Raw genomic sequence first — 15,714 nt, forward strand, 5'->3', positions numbered from 1 at the left:
CGGGGGCTGGGCACGGGGATGCCGTCGTAGCCGCCGATCAGCGCGGTACCGGGTGTTTCCAGGGGCGGGCCGGGCCTGGTCGGGACCCGGCGCCCTGGCGATCAAGGCGCGTGCATGACAACACGCCGACGGGAATGGAAGCGCTCCCACTGGTGCCGCCGACCGTAGCGCCGCCCCGCCGTCAGGCAACAGAGGGTGGGCCGACTTTTTCTTTCGAACTTCTTCGACTCTTCAAGCACCTTGACCCCGCTTCGCCCCCTCCCCATAGTGGGAGCGCTCCCACTGGTTCAAGGCTTGTCACCCCCACCTCCTGCCCCACTGAGCCGCTAGGAGAGACACCCGCATGTCGCCAGGACCACGTACGCGTCACCGGGGCCGGCTGACCACCGCCCTGGCCGCGGTCCTCGCCCTTCCCCTGGGCATGACCGCGGCCGCCGAATCCCCCGCCGAGGCACGCGCCGCAGCGGCCGTGCAGTGCGGCGTCGACTACAAGACCAACGACTGGGGGTCCGGCTACACCGCCGAGCTGACCCTCACCAACCGGGGCACCGAGCCCATCGACGGCTGGACCCTCCGCTACGACCAGACCGGCAACCAGCAGCTGACCAACGGCTGGAACGGCACCTGGACCCAGTCCGGCAAGACCGTCACCGTCACCAACACGGGCTGGAACCGGACCGTCGCCGCGGGCCAGGCGGTCACCACCGGCGCCCAGTTCACCTACAGCGGCGCCAACGCCGCACCCACCACCTTCACCGTCAACGGCACCGTCTGCGGGGCCGCCCACCAGCCGCCCATCGCCGTGCTGACCAGCCCCGCGCCCGGCGCCACCTACACCGCCGGGGACCCGGTCCCGCTGGCCGCCACCGCCGCGGCCGCCGACGGGGCCACCATCGGCAAGGTCGAGTTCTACGACGACACGACCCTGCTCGGCACCGACACGACGTCGCCGTACACCTTCACCGCCCAGGGCCTCGCCCCCGGCACCCACTCGCTCTACGCGAAGGCGTACGACAGCCGGGGTGCCGCCGCCGAATCGGCGCCCGTCGGCATCACCGTCGCCGCGGGCCCGGCCCTCGTGGCGACCCCGGCCCAGCTCCCCGTACGGCAGGGGCAGTCGGCCACCTTCGACGTGAAGCTCTCCACCCGCCCGGCCGCGAACGTCACGGCCACCGTCGCCCGCACCTCGGGCACCACGGCCCTCACCGCCGCCCCCGGGACGCTCACCTTCACGCCGGCCAACTGGAACACCGCCCAGAAGGTGACCGTCACCGCCGCCGCGTCCGGCACCGGATCGGCGGTCTTCGCCGTGACCGCCCCCGGCCACACGAAGGCGGAGGTCACCGCCACCCAGCTGGACGGCGACTCCACGTACGACGCGCGGTTCCTGGCCATGCACGCCAAGATCACCGACCCGGCGAACGGCTACTTCTCGCCCGAGGGCATCCCGTACCACTCCGTCGAGACGCTCATCGTCGAGGCGCCGGACCACGGACACGAGACGACGTCCGAGGCGTACAGCTACCTCATCTGGCTCCAGGCCATGTACGGCAAGGTCACCGGCGACTGGAGCAAGTTCAACGGCGCGTGGGACACCATGGAGAAGTACATGATCCCCACCCACGCGGACCAGCCGACCAACGACAAGTACAACGCCTCGAAGCCCGCCACCTACGCGCCGGAGCACGACCTGCCGTCGCAGTACCCGGCGCGCCTCGACGGCGGCGTCCCGACGGGTTCCGACCCGATCGCCGGTGAGCTGAAGGCCGCGTACGGCACCGACGACGTGTACGGCATGCACTGGCTCCAGGACGTGGACAACGTGTACGGCTTCGGCAACGAGCCCGGCAAGTGCTCCGCCGGTCCCTCGGCCACGGGACCGTCGTACATCAACACCTTCCAGCGCGGCCCGCAGGAGTCCGTCTGGGAGACCGTCACCCACCCGACCTGCGACAACTTCACCTACGGCGGGCCCAACGGCTACCTGGACCTGTTCACCGGTGACGCCTCCTACGCCAAGCAGTGGAAGTTCACCAACGCCCCCGACGCCGACGCCCGCGCCGTCCAGGCCGCCTACTGGGCCGACATCTGGGCCAAGGGGCAGGGCAAGGGCTCCGCGGTCTCCGGCGTCGTCGCCAAGGCCGCCAAGATGGGCGACTACCTGCGGTACTCGTTCTTCGACAAGTACTTCAAGAAGGCCGGGAACTGCGTCGGCGCCACCACCTGCCCCGCCGGGACCGGCAAGGACAGTGCCCACTACCTGATGTCCTGGTACTACGCCTGGGGCGGCGCCACCGACACCTCCGCGGGCTGGGCCTGGCGCATCGGCTCCAGCCACGCCCACAGCGGCTACCAGAACCCGCTCGCCGCGTACGCGCTCAGCGAGTACGCACCGCTGAAGCCCAAGTCGCCGACCGGCGCGCAGGACTGGGCGAAGAGCCTGGACCGGCAGGTCGAGTTCTACCGCTGGCTCCAGTCCGCCGACGGCGCCATCGCGGGCGGCGCCACCAACAGCTGGCAGGGCCGCTACGCCACGCCGCCGGCCGGGACGCCCACCTTCTACGGCCTCTTCTACGACGAGAAGCCCGTCTACCACGACCCGCCGTCCAACCAGTGGTTCGGCTTCCAGGCGTGGTCGATGGAGCGGGTCGCCGAGTACTACCACCAGAGCGGTGACGCCCTCGCCAAGAGCGTCCTCGACAAGTGGGTGGACTGGGCCCTGTCGGAGACCACCGTCAACCCGGACGGCACGTTCCGCTTCCCGTCCACCCTCCAGTGGTCGGGCAAGCCCGACACGTGGAACCCGGCGTCGCCGGGCGCCAACGCGGGCCTCCGCGTCACCGTCGCGGACTACACCAACGACGTCGGCGTGGCCGCCGCGTACGCCAAGACCCTGACGTACTACGCCGCCAAGTCCGGCGACGCGGACGCCAAGCGGGTCGCGAAGGCGCTCCTCGACGGCATGTGGCAGCACCACCAGGACCCGCTGGGCATCGCCGTCCCGGAGACCCGCGCCGACTACAACCGGTTCGACGACCCGGTGCACGTGCCGAGCGGCTGGACCGGCGTCATGCCGAACGGCGACCGGATCGACTCCACGTCCACGTTCGCCTCGATCCGCTCCTTCTACCAGGACGACCCCGCCTGGTCGAAGGTCGAGGCCTACCTGAAGGGCGGCGCCGCGCCGGTCTTCACGTACCACCGCTTCTGGGCGCAGGCGGACATCGCCCTCGCCATGGGTTCGTACGCGGAGCTTCTCGAATAGCCCCGCGCTGACTCCGCGTACGTCACCAGCCGGGTGGGCCGCGCCCGTGGCCCACCCGGCTTCCGTCTGCGTACGACCGCACGCCCGGCGCATCCCGTACGCGCGCGCCCTCGTACGCCCCGCACGTCCCCGTGACGCCCTCGTCGTCCCCCTCCGAGAGGAGCACCGTGCGCACGAAGTGGAACCTGTTCACCGGACTGGCCCTGGCGGCCGCCCTGCTCACCGCCGCCCCGCCCCCGGCCGCCGAGGCCAAGCCCCCACCGGCCCCCGCCCCCGCGCCGCTCGCCGCCGACACGTACGCCTGGAAGAACGTGCGCATCGACGGCGGCGGCTTCGTCCCCGGCATCGTCTTCAACCGCTCCGAGAAGAACCTCGCCTACGCCCGCACCGACATCGGCGGCGCCTACCGCTGGCAGCAGTCCACCAAGACGTGGACGCCGCTGCTCGACCACATCGGCTGGGACCGCTGGGGCCACACGGGCGTCGTCAGCCTCGCCACCGACGCGGTGGACCCCGACCGCGTGTACGCCGCCGTCGGCACGTACACCAACAGCTGGGACCCCGGCAACGGCGCCGTCCTGCGCTCGACCGACCGGGGCGCGACCTGGCGGACCGCCGACCTGCCGTTCAAGCTCGGCGGCAACATGCCGGGCCGCGGCATGGGAGAGCGCCTCGCCGTCGACCCGCACCGCAACAGCGTCCTCTACCTCGGCGCGCCCAGCGGCCACGGCCTGTGGCGCTCCACCGACTCCGGCGCCACCTGGTCGAAGGTCACCGCCTTCCCCAATCCCGGGAACTACGCCCAGGACCCGTCCGACACCAGCGGTTACTCCTCCGACAACCAGGGCATCGTCTGGGTCACCTTCGACGAGTCCACCGGCACGCCCGGCAACGCCACGAGGACCATCTACGTGGGCGTCGCCGACAAGGAGAACGCCGTCTACCGCTCCACCGACGCGGGCGCCACCTGGACCAGGCTGCCCGGACAGCCCACCGGGCTCCTCGCCCACAAGGGCGTCCTCGACGCGGTGAACGGTCGGCTGTACCTGGCGTACAGCGACACCGGCGGCCCGTACGACGGTACGGACGGCGCGGTCTGGCGGTACGACACGAAGACAGGCGCCTGGCGGGACATCACGCCCGACGCCGACCCGTACTACGGCTTCAGCGGCCTGAGCCTGGACCGGCAGCGGCCCGGCACCGTCATGGTGACCGGCTACAGCTCCTGGTGGCCCGACACGCAGATCTTCCGGACCTCCGACAGCGGGGCGACCTGGACCCGGGCGTGGGAGTTCACCTCGTACCCCAGCCGCACCAACCGCTACACGATGGACGTGTCCTCCTCCCCGTGGCTGGGATGGGGCGCGCAGCCGTCGCCGCCCGAGGAGTCCCCGAAGCTCGGCTGGATGACGGAGGCCCTGGAGATCGACCCGTTCGACTCGAACCGGATGATGTACGGCACCGGGGCGACCGTCTACGGCACCGAGAACCTCACCCAGTGGGACACCGGCGGAAAGATCACCATCAAGCCGATGGTCCAGGGCCTGGAGGAGACGGCCGTCAACGACCTGGTGTCCCCGCCGTCCGGCGCCCCGCTGATCAGCGCGCTCGGCGACATCGGCGGCTTCCGCCACACGGACCTCACCAAGGTCCCGTCGGTGATGTTCACCTCCCCGAACTTCACCAGCTCCACCAGCCTCGACTACGCGGAGGCCAAGCCGGACACGGTCGTCCGCGTCGGGCACCTCGACTCGGGCCCGAGGATCGCGTTCTCCACGGACAACGGCGCCAACTGGTTCGCCGGGCAGGAGCCACCGGGCGTCTCGGGCGGCGGCACGGTCGCCGCGGCGGCGGACGGCAGCCGGTTCGTGTGGAGCCCGGACGGGACCGGGGTGCACACGACGAGCGGCTTCGGCGGCGCGTGGACCGCGTCGCGCGGCATCCCGGCGGGCGCCGTCGTGGAGTCCGACCGGGTGGACCCGAAGCGGTTCTACGGCTTCAAGTCCGGGACGTTCTACGTCAGTACGGACGGCGGCGCGACCTTCACCGCCGCGGCGACCGGCCTGCCCGCCTCGGGACCCGTCCGCTTCAAGGCGGTGCCCGGCCGGGCCGGTGACATCTGGCTCGCGGGCGGCGCCACCGGCTCGTACGGGCTGTGGCGCTCCACCGACGCGGGCGCCACGTTCACGAAGGTCCGGGGCGTGGAGGAGGCCGACACGATCGGCTTCGGCAAGGCCGCGCCGGGCGCGTCGTACGACACGCTCTACACGAGCGCGAAGATCGGCGGCGTACGCGGCATCTTCCGCTCCACGGACGAGGGCGCGAGCTGGACGCGGATCAACGACGACGCCCACCAGTGGGGCTGGACCGGCGCTGCCATCACGGGCGACCCGCGGATCTACGGGCGGGTGTACGTCGCCACGAACGGCCGGGGCATCGTCTACGGCGACACGGCCGGCACGCCCACGGACCCGCCGGGCCCCACGGACCCGCCGGGCCCCACGGACCCGGCGTCGTGCGAGGCCACGTACAAGGTGACCAACCAGTGGCAGGGCGGCTTCCAGGCCGATGTGACGGTCAGGAACACCGGCTCGGCCGCCTGGGACGGCTGGCGCGCCGGATGGACGTTCCCCGACGGGCAGCGCGTCACCCAGGGCTGGAACGCCGAGTACGCCCAGGCGGGCGCGGACGTGGCCGTCACCAACGCGGGCTGGAACGGGCGGGTCGCGCCGGGCGGGACGGTCGCGTTCGGGTTCACCGGATCGTGGTCGGAGGCCAACAGGCCCCCGACCACGATCAGCGTGAACGGCCGTCCCTGCCAGGCGGGGACTACGGGGTCGTGACCGCGGGCCGGGGTGCCGTGCGCATCCCGGCCCCGATGTGGAAGCTCGGGTGCGGCGGCTGGTTGTAGCCGGTGTTCTGCCAGGCCAGCCCCGTCCGGTACATCGGGTCGTGCAGCAGGGTCGTGATCCTCGTGTCCGTCGGATGCGGGGTCGAGTAGATCCGCAGCGCCCGGTTGTCGGCCGTGCGCCACACGACCTCCTCGCGCCAGTCGCCGAGGATGTCGCCGGAGAGGGCCGGGGTCGCCTTGGAGCCGTTGTTGGCGGCGACCCCGGCGCCGGTCAGCAGCCGCGTGTCACCGCTCGGCCCGTACTTGTCCACGCGGGTGCCGTCGAGCAGCTCGCGCGTCGGGTCGCCGTCCCACCAGGCGAGGAAGTTCACCGCCGACGGGCGGCGGCCCTTCACCGCCCCGGCCTCGTCGCGGATGCTGCCGCCGGACGTGGACCACACCTCGGCGCCGTCGTTGCCGGACCAGATGTCCCCGGCGACGCCGCGCCCGTTGTCGCAGCAGGCGGCGAGCTTCCAGCGGATCGCGCCGTTGGCCGGGTTGATGTACAGCTCGGCGGGCTGGCTGGTGGACTCAGACACCTTGAAGTACTCCAGGCCCGGCGTGCCCGGGTCGTGGTCGCCGAGGTGCTGGGCGTCTCCGTGCCCGGTGCGGGTCGTCCACAGGCCGCTGCCGTTGTCGTCCACGGCCATGGAGCCGTACACGACCTCGTCGCGCCCGTCGCCGTCCACGTCGCCGACGGACAGGCTGTGCGACCCCTGCCCGTCGAAGCCCCTGCCCGCGTGGGCGGAGGAGTTCGTGTCGAACGTCCAGCGGCGGGTGAACCGCCCGTCGCGCCAGTCCCAGGCGGCGATGACGCTGCGCGTGTAGTAGCCGCGCGCCATGATCAGCGACGGCCGGACGCCGTCGAGGTAGGCGGTGCCCGCGAGGAACCGGTCCACGCGGTTGCCGTAGGAGTCTCCCCAGGAGGAGACGCTGCCGCGGGCGGGCACGTAGTCGGTGGTGCCGAGCGCGGCGCCGGTGCGCCCGTCGAACATGGTCAGGTACTCGGGCCCGGCCAGCACGTACCCGCCGGAGTTGCGGTGGTCGGCGGTGGCGCTGCCGATGACGCGCCCGGTGCCGTCGCGGGTGCCGTCGGCGGTCTTCATGGCCACCTCGGCGCGCCCGTCGCCGTCGTAGTCGTACACCTGGAACTGCGTGTAGTGCGCCCCGGAGCGGATGTTCCGCCCGAGGTCGATCCGCCACAGCCGCGTGCCCTCCACCGTGACCCCGTCCACGACGGTGCTCCCGGTGTAACCCGCCTGGGAGTTGTCCTTGGCGTTGGTGGGCTGCCACTTGAGGACGAAGTCGAGGTCGCCGTCGCCGTCGAGGTCGCCGACGGAGGCGTCGTTGGCCTCGTACGTGTAGGCGGCGCCGTCCGGCGTGGTGCCCCCGGCGGGCGGGGTGAGCGGTACGTCCTTGTACCCGGCGCGGAACTGGACGGCGTGCGGCGAGTCGCCCTGCTCGACGCCGCCGACGACGGCCCGGACGGTGTAGCCGGCGTGGCTGGGGGCGCCCGCGTGGAAGTAGTTGGTGGAGCCGGTGATGGGCGTGGCGTTCACCTTCGTACCGGCGCGGTAGAGGTTGAAGGCCACGTTGTCGGGGTCGGTGGCGAGCCAGCGCCAGCTGACGAGGTTGCCGGTCCCGGTGTGGACGCTGACGAGTCCCCGGTCGAGCCGCTCGACCTGCCGGACGGCGAGCGCGGTGGCGCCGGCGCCCGAGGCGGCGGCGTCCGAGGCGTCGGCGGGGAGCCCGACGAACACGAACGCGGCGGCCCCGGCGACCGCGACGGCGCCGAGCCCGCGGCGCGTCTTCCTGTGCTGCACGGTGATTCCTCCTGGGGGGAGAGGACGATGGGCACCCCCAAGTCGCCACCGCCCACGGAAGGGTTGCCGGGTCAGGACCGGGGGCAGCCCGAACGGGACGGCCACGACGCGTCCCTGCCAGGAGGACCGCATGCCGCTTCCGTCGACCGGATGGCACAAGAGCACCTGCAGCGGCGACTTCGAGGACGCGTGCGTGGAGGTACGCGCGCGTGCGGGCGGCGCGGGCGTGCGGGTCCGCGACTCCAAGGACCGCACCCGCCGTCCCCTCGACCTCTCCACCGCCGCCTGGCAGACGTTCCTGGACACCACGGCCCACGAGCCCGCCCCGTCACGCCGAGCCGCCCCGGTGCCGGCGTGCGCGGCCAGGGCGCCGAACCGGTGGACGACTGACGGGAGGCCGGCCCGGGTCGGCCGTTACGGGGCGGGAGCCTCGGGGCCGTACGGGTGAGGGGCGCGGGTTCCCGTCGGGGGCGGGGGGCGTGGGGCGGTCCGGTGTCTGCGCTCGCGTCATGTGATGTACGTCATGGCGTCATCGGGCTGTACTCGTCGCCGGTGGCGGGGGCGTGAACGGCGAAAGGCCCGGTCCGCCTGCGCGGACCGGGCCTTTCCGGTGGGGTGAGTGACGGGACTCGAACCCGCGGCATCCTGGACCACAACCAGGTGCTCTACCAGCTGAGCTACACCCACCATGTCCGGTCTTTTTCCTGACCGGCCGAGAAAAAGTGTACAGGGTTCCGGAGGGTGCTCGCGCACACGTTTCCCCGGGGCGGATCCGGCGCCGTTCCTGAGCCGGTCAGGCGCCGGACCCGAGGGCCGTCCCGGGGCTAGGCGCGGGGCTCCGGCGGGAGGACGTGGCGGGCCGCGATGGTCTTCGCCGTGTCCGAGTCCGGGCCGGGCTGCGGGACGAAGATCGCCTCCCGGTAGTACCGCAGCTCCGCGATGGACTCGCGGATGTCGGAGAGCGCCCGGTGGTTGCCGTTCTTCTCCGGACTGTTGAAGTACGCCCTCGGGTACCAGCGCCGCGCCAGCTCCTTCACGGAGGAGACGTCCACGATCCGGTAGTGGAGGAACGTCTCCAGCGTGGGCATGTCACGGGCGAGGAAGCCGCGGTCGGTGCCGACCGAGTTGCCGCACAGCGGGGCCTTGCCGGGCTCCTTGACGTGCTCGCGGACGTACGCCATGACCTGCGCCTCCGCGTCCGCGAGGGTGGTGCCGCCCGCGAGCTCGTCGAGGAGTCCGGAGGCCGTGTGCATCTCGCGCACCACGTCCGGCATCGTCTCCAGCGCCGCGTCCGGCGGGCGGATGACGATGTCCACGCCCTGCCCGAGCACGTTCAGTTCCGAGTCGGTGACCAGCGCGGCCACCTCGATGAGTGCGTCGGACGTCAGCGAGAGGCCGGTCATCTCGCAGTCGATCCACACCATGCGATCGTTCATGCGTCCACCTTAAAGGGGCCGCCGGTGACGGGGACGTGTCGTGCTCCCCTCACCGGCGGCCCCTTCGAGGACTGCCGTGCCGTGCGGTTACGGCGCGCTGCGCTGGCCCGGCAGCGTCGCCCGGCCGGACGTCAGCGCGTCCATGTGCGGCTTGCCCGGCTCACCGCCGCCCATCCCGGCCGCGGCGCCCGCCGTGGGGCGTCGCAGGCCGGGCCCGTGGCCACCGGGTCCACCGTGCGAGCCCTGCGGCGGTACGACCGCGTCGCTCATCGCCGACGCCCCCTCGCCCTGCGGGCGGCGCGCCCGGTACGCGGCCCGGTACGCGGCCGGGGACGAGCCCAGCTGCCGCCGGAAGTGGCCGCGCAGCGCCACCGGCGAACGGAAGCCGCAGCGTCCGGCGACCTCGTCCACCGAGTAGTCGGACGTCTCCAGCAGCCGCTGCGCCTGGAGCACCCGCTGGGTGATCAGCCACTGGAGCGGCGCGCTGCCGGTCAGCGAGCGGAACCTCCGGTCGAAGGTCCGCCGGCTCATGTACGCCCTGGCCGCCAGCGTCTCCACGTCGAACTGCTCGTGGAGGTGCTCCAGCGCCCACGCGACGACCTCGGCCAGCGGGTCGGCGCCGATCTCCTCCGGGAGGGACCGGTCGAGGTACCGCTCCTGGCCGCCGGTGCGGCGCGGTGGCACGACGAGCCGCCGGGCGAGCGCGCCGGCCGCCTCCGTGCCGTGATCGGTCCGCACGATGTGCAGACAGAGGTCGATTCCGGCCGCCGTGCCCGCGGACGTCAGTACGTCGCCGTCGTCCACGAACAGCTCCCGCGGGTCCACATGGACCGACGGGTAGCGCTTCGCGAGCGTCGGCGCGTACATCCAGTGGGTGGTGGCGGGCCGCCCGTCCAGTAATCCGGCGGCGGCCAGCACGAACGCACCCGTGCACAGGCCGACGATCCTGGCGCCCTCCTCGTGTGCGCGGCGCAGCGCGTCGAGCGCCTCGGCGGGCGGCGGCGAGGTGATCGACCGCCAGGCCGGTACGACGACGGTGCCCGCTCTGCTGATCGCCTCCAGGCCGTACGGTGCGGAGAGTTCGAGTCCCCCGGTCGTGCGCAGTGGCCCGTCCTCGCCCGCGCAGACCAGCAGCCTGTATCGCGGGACTCCGGCGTCCTGGCGGTCAATCCCGAACACCGAAAGTGGGATGGAACTCTCGAAGATGGGGCCGCCGCTGAACAGCATGACGGCGACGACCTCGCGACGGCGGCGTCCGGACAGTTTGCGTCCGGTCTCCGGTGCGGCGGAGTCCTGGCTCATGACGCTAAGCCCCCCTCGGTGTTCGCGTCTCCTAGGTCCTGTCGCTCCTGCACGTTTCCCCTCGGTTTTGCACGAGACCCCGTTCTCCGATAGTCATGATCGAATCTACTGCGTCCCGCAGTGCCGGAGTGACAAGTTCCGGAACCGGCACTATGTCGACAAGGCAACTTGGCGCGAAGCATTCGATCACGAAGCGTTTCACCCTCGGGGGCCCGCAGGGAAGTGGGTCTCGCACTCATGGCCCATCCGCGTAGGGTGCGCGAGGGCTCTGCGGCCCTTATCTTCCAGGTGGCAAGGGGGTTTGCAGGCCATTCCGGCGCGTGGGGGTGGGGTCCGGGAAGTTGGCTGAAAACATACGGGTCCGGGTGTGCGAAGCCGTCACCGAGCCGGTACGTCCTCCAGGGCGGTGCCCCCAAGCCCCCCCGCCCGAGCCGCCGGTCCTCCTGAGGCTCGGCCCCGAGCCCCCCGGTACACGGTGCGTCCTCCCCTTGGGGCTCGGCCCCGAATGTCCCCCAACTTGGGGTGCCGGACTCCCCTGGGATCACCCCATGCACCGGGGGAGGCTCGACCTCATGCCCGAGCACGCTGATGTCGTCCCTCTGGAGCTCGGCGTGACCCGTCACACGGCACCCCGGTTCCCCTCGGCTGCCCCCGATCCGCGCGCCCACACCCGCTCCTCGCCACGGTCGGCCGCGCCCCGGCGTCACTCGGAGGGCTGCATCCGGGGGAACCCCCAAGGCCGGTGCCCGTCTCGGGGCGGGTGCCCCGCGGCGGGCTCCCACGGCTGGTCGTGTCGTGGCTGCCGGGGCCGCTTGTCCGCGGGGGCCGTGGCTCGGGGCGTGAGGGATGCGACCGGGTGCCCGGCCCGTAGGGGGCGGTGTTGCGGTTACGTACCGGGAGCGAGGGGTTACCCTACGGCGCTTGTAGGGGGCATGGGGCGTTGCGCGACGGCGCGGGCTCGTGCATGCTCCCTGGAACGCCCCTGGGCACGAGAGGAGTGGCGCCGTACCCTTGGGGGTATGGGGTTGGGAAGATGATTCCCGGACACAGCTCCGCTACCAGCAGTCCCTTGAACCCTCCCCACAAGGACCTTCTTCGCCGAGACACCCATGGCCGGTCACGAATTCCCTGAACCAGCCGACCGCAGGCAGGTCGCCGATTCGGCGGTGGACCCCCTGGCGGCGGCAGACACGCGTCATGCCTGTGACCCCGCGTTCCAGCACGGCGTCGTCGTCGGCTTCGACGGCTCGACCTCCAGTGAGCGGGCACTCGCCTACGCGATCGGCATGGCGCGCAGGTCCGGCTCCGGGCTGATCATCGTGCACGTCGCGAACCGCCTCCCCACCACCGTCTGGGCCGGCTGCGAGCCGCCCGTCTTCGTGGACGTCCCCGACCACAGGACCGAGGTCCTGGGCCTTGAGCTGGCCTGCGCCGACCACCTGTCCGAGGTGCCCTGGGTCCTCGTGGAGCGCGGCGGCGACATCTGTCACGAGCTGGAGGAGGTCGGCCGGGAATACTCCGCCGACGCCATCGTCGTCGGCTCGACCCACGGCCTCGTCGGCCGCATCTTCGGCTCCGTCGCCGGTCGGCTCGCACGCCGCGCCCAGCGACCCGTCGTGGTCATCCCATAGCGGACCGTACATAGTTTACGAATGAATTAGGCCATCCCGGTGCCGCTCCTCGTGTCCGGGGACCGCCGGGTCCCGGCTCGCGCTCCCGGCTGACGGTGACCGTTCGTCAACCCGCCCAGGTCGTACGGGAGATCAGCCCCCGGTCGGACCGTCTCCGTACCACGGGCTGACGTGCCCGGCCGCCCGTCCCGCCTAGCGTCCTGGCCATGAAGTCGCCACGTACGCCGCGTACGGCCGCCGCCGCGGCCCTCGTCATCGCCCTCACCGCCGCCGCCCCGGCCGTCGCCCAGAGCCAGAGCGTCCAGAGCCAGAGCGTCCAGAGCCAGAGCGTCCAGGGGCACGTCCTCCAGGAGGCGCCTGCCGCCGCCGGGGTCGTGCTGCCCCGGCCCACCGGGGCCTTCCCCACGGGGCGGGAGACCCTCCACCTAGTGGACCGGTCCCGTGCCGACCTGTGGGTGCCCGAGCGGCGCCGGGAGCTGATGGTCGACATGTACTACCCGGCCCGCTCCTCGGCCGGCACCCCCGCCCCGTACGCCGATCCCCGCGAGGCGCGGCTGCTGCTGGAGGGCGTACCGGACAGCCACCCGGACGCCGCCGACAAGCTGACCGCCACCCGGACCCACAGCGTCGCCGGGGCCCTCCCGCAGCGCGGCAAGCACCCGCTCGTCGTCCTGTCGCCGGGCTTCGGCTTGCCCCGGTACACGCTGACCACCGTCGCCGAGGACCTCGCCAGCCGCGGCTACGTCGTCGCCCTCGTGGACCACGCGCACGAGTCGCGCGGCACGGTCTTCCCCGGCGGCCGGGTGCTCACCTGTGTGGCCTGCGAGGAGGCCGAGACGCTGGAGGACATGCGCAAGGCCACCGTGCAGCGCGGCCAGGACATCTCGTTCCTGCTGGACCGGCTGACCGGGCCGCGCCCCGCCTGGCGGTACGCCTCCGTCATCGACCGGAAGCGGATCGGCGCGGCCGGGCACTCCCTGGGCGGCGCGTCCGCGGCGTCCGTCATGGCGCGGGACGCGCGCGTGCGGGCCGGGATCAACATGGACGGCACGTTCGGGGACCCCGTACCGGCCGACGGGCTCGGCGGGCGGCCGTTCCTCATGCTGGGCACCCACACGGACATGCACCTGCCCGACGGCCAGGACCCGACCTGGGGCGAGGCGTGGCGGAACCTCGACGGCTGGAAGCGCTGGCTCAGCGTCGAGGGCACCCACCACCTGACGTTCTCCGACGCGCCGCTCCTCTTCGACCAGCTCGGCATCCCGTACGGCGCGCCGACCCCGCCGACCATCCGCCCGGAGCGGGCCGTGGAGCTGGTCCGCGCGTACACGGCGGCCTTCTTCGACCTCCACCTGCGCGGGGTGCCGCAGCCGCTCCTCGAAGGGCCCGCGGCGGCCGACCCGGAGGTCCACTTCAACGCCCCCGCCGACTGAACCAGCCGACGGGAACGGCACGTCGGCCTTCACCACCCGTCGTGGTCGTGAAGGCCGACGTCGCGCCGCTGATCAGAGCACCGGCGGCCCCGCCTCGACGCGGCGCAGCACCGGCGTGAGGCGGTCCAGGTCGGGGCCGGTCTGGAGCTGCCGCTCGTCCCACCAGGTGCCACCGGCGTCGCGCAGAGGGCCGATCACGTCCCTGGCCCTCGCCGCGTCCGGGGACGTGGCACCGCCGAGCACGAGCTCGAAGGGGCGCTCGGCCCGGGCCGCACGGTGCTCGCGCACGTAGCCGACCAGCTCGCGTACCTCCGCCACGTCCGGCACATGACCGTGCCGGGCCGTTTCGAAGAGCGGCACCGCGCCGTCCCACCGGGCCGCCCGCCGCATGGGCGCACGACGCGGCCAGAACCCGCCGATCCACACCGGCGGACCGGGCCGTTGCACGGTGGCGGGCAGCAGCGTCACATCCCTGACCTCGTAATGCCGTCCGTGGTGGTTCACCGGCTCGCCGGACCAGAGGCGGCCCAACAGCTCCAGTCCCTCGTCCAGCCGCTCGGCGAGGACGCGTGGCTCGGCGGTGTCGCCGAAGCTGCGGTACTCGTCCTCCACCGGACCGCCCAGGCCGGCGGCGAAGATCACCCGGCCGCCGCTGAGGTGGTCCAGGGTGGCCACCTGGCGGGCGAGCTGCTGCGGGCGGTAACGGGGGACCGGCGTCAGGAGTGTGCCCAGCCGGATCCGGGAGGTGGCCAGCGCGGCCGCGGTCAGCAGCATCCAGGGGTCTCCGAAGGGCCGTCCCTGGTGCTGTCGGTGCAGTACGTGGTCCCAGACGAAGAGCCCGTCCCAGCCGGCCTGTTCGGCGGCAGTCGCGACGGTCGCGACGCTTCGGGGGTCCGCGAAGTCACCGAAGTTCGGGATGTTGACGGAGAAGCGCATCCCAGCAGGATGCGCAGCCGGCAGCGAAGCGGCAACCGGATTCGGGCACGGGTGTCGTCACGGCGGGCCGCGGACCGCGCACGGCGCATCAGGTGGTCCCCGGGCCGCAGCCGGACAGGACCGTCCCGTCGGGCGCGGCATGTGCGGGCGCCGGCAGGCGCCCCGTCCCCCGGAAGCGCCCCGACCGCCGACGCGGATGCGCCAACAGGGCCGGCGCCCAGGCAGGGCGGAGGCGGTGCTGCGCGGTCGGTTCGCAGGTCGGCAGGGGTGCCGGGGTCGGCCGAAAGGCGCGGGCCGCGGGGGAGCGGCACTTGTACGGGGCCCGTGCCCCTGACAGTCTTCCGGCGCGCGCCCTGCGGCGGCCGGGGCACGGGCCAGACCCCCGGCCGGCCCCCCACCCGTTGGCTCTGCCCGATGGACGAACCGACCAGGAGTGCCCGCCATGCCGCGTACGACATCCCGTGTGCCCCGCACGCTGCTCGCCGCCACGGCGACGGCCGCCCTCGCCCTCTCCACGGCCCTCACCACGGCGACCGCCCCGGCCGTCGCCGCCCCGGCCCCCGTCACCGCCCAGGCCCCCGAAACCGGGACCACCGCCCCGGCCGCCGAAGCCGGGACCACCGGGGCCACCTCCGGCTTCTGGGCCTGCTCCGTCCCGTCCGGCTACACGTACACCGGGTCCCGCAGCTCCTACACCTGCTCGGGAGGGGCCAGCTACCAGACCACCGAGTTCTACGTCCAGCCGCCCGCCGACGGCCTCTGGGCGTGCCGGACCATGCCCGGCTACACCCACACCGCCGTCATGAGCAGCCACACCTGCTCCGGTGGCGGCAGCTACACGACCAGCCAGTTCCTGCTGTACAAGCCCGTGACCGGCATGTGGGCCTGTTCCGTGCCGTCCGGGTTCACGTACACGGCCGCCCAGCAGAGCCACACCTGCTCCGGCGGCGCGAGCTACACCACCACCCAGTTCCTGCTGCGCGCCCTGTAGACGCCGA

General features: G+C 72.7%; 10 protein-coding genes and 1 tRNA gene. 6 read left to right on the forward strand and 5 right to left on the reverse strand.

Annotation, left to right across the window (positions count from 1 at the left end; translation table 11 throughout):
* Positions 1–343 precede the first annotated feature (343 nt).
* The gene (locus J116_RS18455; protein WP_023588550.1) at positions 344–3,265 is read left to right on the forward strand and encodes a glycoside hydrolase family 48 protein; all 2,922 of its coding nucleotides are present in this window, start codon (positions 344–346) and stop codon (positions 3,263–3,265) included.
* A 167-nt stretch (positions 3,266–3,432) separates the two neighbouring features.
* The gene (locus J116_RS18460) at positions 3,433–6,108 is read left to right on the forward strand and encodes a cellulose binding domain-containing protein (RefSeq protein WP_023588552.1); all 2,676 of its coding nucleotides are present in this window, start codon (positions 3,433–3,435) and stop codon (positions 6,106–6,108) included.
* Here the strand turns inward: J116_RS18460 and J116_RS18465 are convergent.
* Entirely contained in the window at positions 6,095–7,978 is a 1,884-nt protein-coding gene (locus tag J116_RS18465; RefSeq protein ID WP_023588553.1) for a rhamnogalacturonan lyase, read from the reverse strand. The two genes, J116_RS18460 and J116_RS18465, sit on opposite strands and share 14 nt — an antisense overlap.
* Before the next feature lie 130 nt (positions 7,979–8,108).
* On the opposite strand from J116_RS18465, the gene J116_RS29175 reads away from it, so the two are divergent.
* The gene (locus J116_RS29175; RefSeq protein WP_037946785.1) at positions 8,109–8,426 is read left to right on the forward strand and encodes a DUF397 domain-containing protein; all 318 of its coding nucleotides are present in this window, start codon (positions 8,109–8,111) and stop codon (positions 8,424–8,426) included.
* Between the two features lie 163 nt (positions 8,427–8,589).
* Here the strand turns inward: J116_RS29175 and J116_RS18475 are convergent.
* From J116_RS18475 to J116_RS18485, 3 genes are all read right to left on the reverse strand, one after another.
* A tRNA-His gene (locus tag J116_RS18475) sits at positions 8,590–8,665 on the reverse strand.
* Between the two features lie 137 nt (positions 8,666–8,802).
* Positions 8,803–9,414, reverse strand: a complete 612-nt coding sequence (gene orn, locus J116_RS18480) for an oligoribonuclease (RefSeq protein WP_023588554.1) — start codon at positions 9,412–9,414, stop codon at positions 8,803–8,805.
* Positions 9,415–9,501: 87 nt separating this feature from the next.
* Positions 9,502–10,716, reverse strand: a complete 1,215-nt coding sequence (locus J116_RS18485) for a helix-turn-helix domain-containing protein (protein WP_023588555.1) — start codon at positions 10,714–10,716, stop codon at positions 9,502–9,504.
* A gap of 1,109 nt (positions 10,717–11,825) precedes the next feature.
* On the opposite strand from J116_RS18485, the gene J116_RS18490 reads away from it, so the two are divergent.
* Complete coding sequence (locus J116_RS18490; RefSeq protein WP_023588556.1) at positions 11,826–12,347, forward strand: universal stress protein; 522 nt, start codon at positions 11,826–11,828, stop codon at positions 12,345–12,347.
* A 206-nt stretch (positions 12,348–12,553) separates the two neighbouring features.
* Positions 12,554–13,780, forward strand: a complete 1,227-nt coding sequence (locus tag J116_RS18495; protein WP_023588557.1) for an alpha/beta hydrolase family protein — start codon at positions 12,554–12,556, stop codon at positions 13,778–13,780.
* A 72-nt stretch (positions 13,781–13,852) separates the two neighbouring features.
* Here J116_RS18495 and J116_RS18500 read toward each other — a convergent pair whose 3' ends face one another.
* Positions 13,853–14,716 (reverse strand): LLM class flavin-dependent oxidoreductase, encoded by an 864-nt coding sequence (locus tag J116_RS18500; RefSeq protein WP_023588558.1) that lies wholly within the window; start codon positions 14,714–14,716, stop codon positions 13,853–13,855.
* A gap of 442 nt (positions 14,717–15,158) precedes the next feature.
* On the opposite strand from J116_RS18500, the gene J116_RS29180 reads away from it, so the two are divergent.
* Entirely contained in the window at positions 15,159–15,707 is a 549-nt protein-coding gene (locus tag J116_RS29180) for a hypothetical protein (RefSeq protein ID WP_028964237.1), read from the forward strand.
* Positions 15,708–15,714 lie beyond the last annotated feature (7 nt).

Origin of the sequence: Streptomyces thermolilacinus SPC6 (assembly GCF_000478605.2) — a bacterium.
Lineage (GTDB): Bacteria > Actinomycetota > Actinomycetes > Streptomycetales > Streptomycetaceae > Streptomyces > Streptomyces thermolilacinus.

What these genes read in the sequence shown, in the direction of transcription:
- J116_RS29180 (WP_028964237.1), top strand. Translation starts at nt 15,159, where the DNA reads ATGCCGCGTACGACATCCCGTGTGCCCCGCACGCTGCTCGCCGCCACG.
- orn (WP_023588554.1), bottom strand. Translation starts at nt 9,414, where the DNA reads ATGAACGATCGCATGGTGTGGATCGACTGCGAGATGACCGGCCTCTCG.
- J116_RS18455 (WP_023588550.1), top strand. Translation starts at nt 344, where the DNA reads ATGTCGCCAGGACCACGTACGCGTCACCGGGGCCGGCTGACCACCGCC.
- J116_RS18490 (WP_023588556.1), top strand. Translation starts at nt 11,826, where the DNA reads ATGGCCGGTCACGAATTCCCTGAACCAGCCGACCGCAGGCAGGTCGCC.
- J116_RS18500 (WP_023588558.1), bottom strand. Translation starts at nt 14,716, where the DNA reads ATGCGCTTCTCCGTCAACATCCCGAACTTCGGTGACTTCGCGGACCCC.
- J116_RS18485 (WP_023588555.1), bottom strand. Translation starts at nt 10,716, where the DNA reads ATGAGCCAGGACTCCGCCGCACCGGAGACCGGACGCAAACTGTCCGGA.
- J116_RS29175 (WP_037946785.1), top strand. Translation starts at nt 8,109, where the DNA reads ATGCCGCTTCCGTCGACCGGATGGCACAAGAGCACCTGCAGCGGCGAC.
- J116_RS18495 (WP_023588557.1), top strand. Translation starts at nt 12,554, where the DNA reads ATGAAGTCGCCACGTACGCCGCGTACGGCCGCCGCCGCGGCCCTCGTC.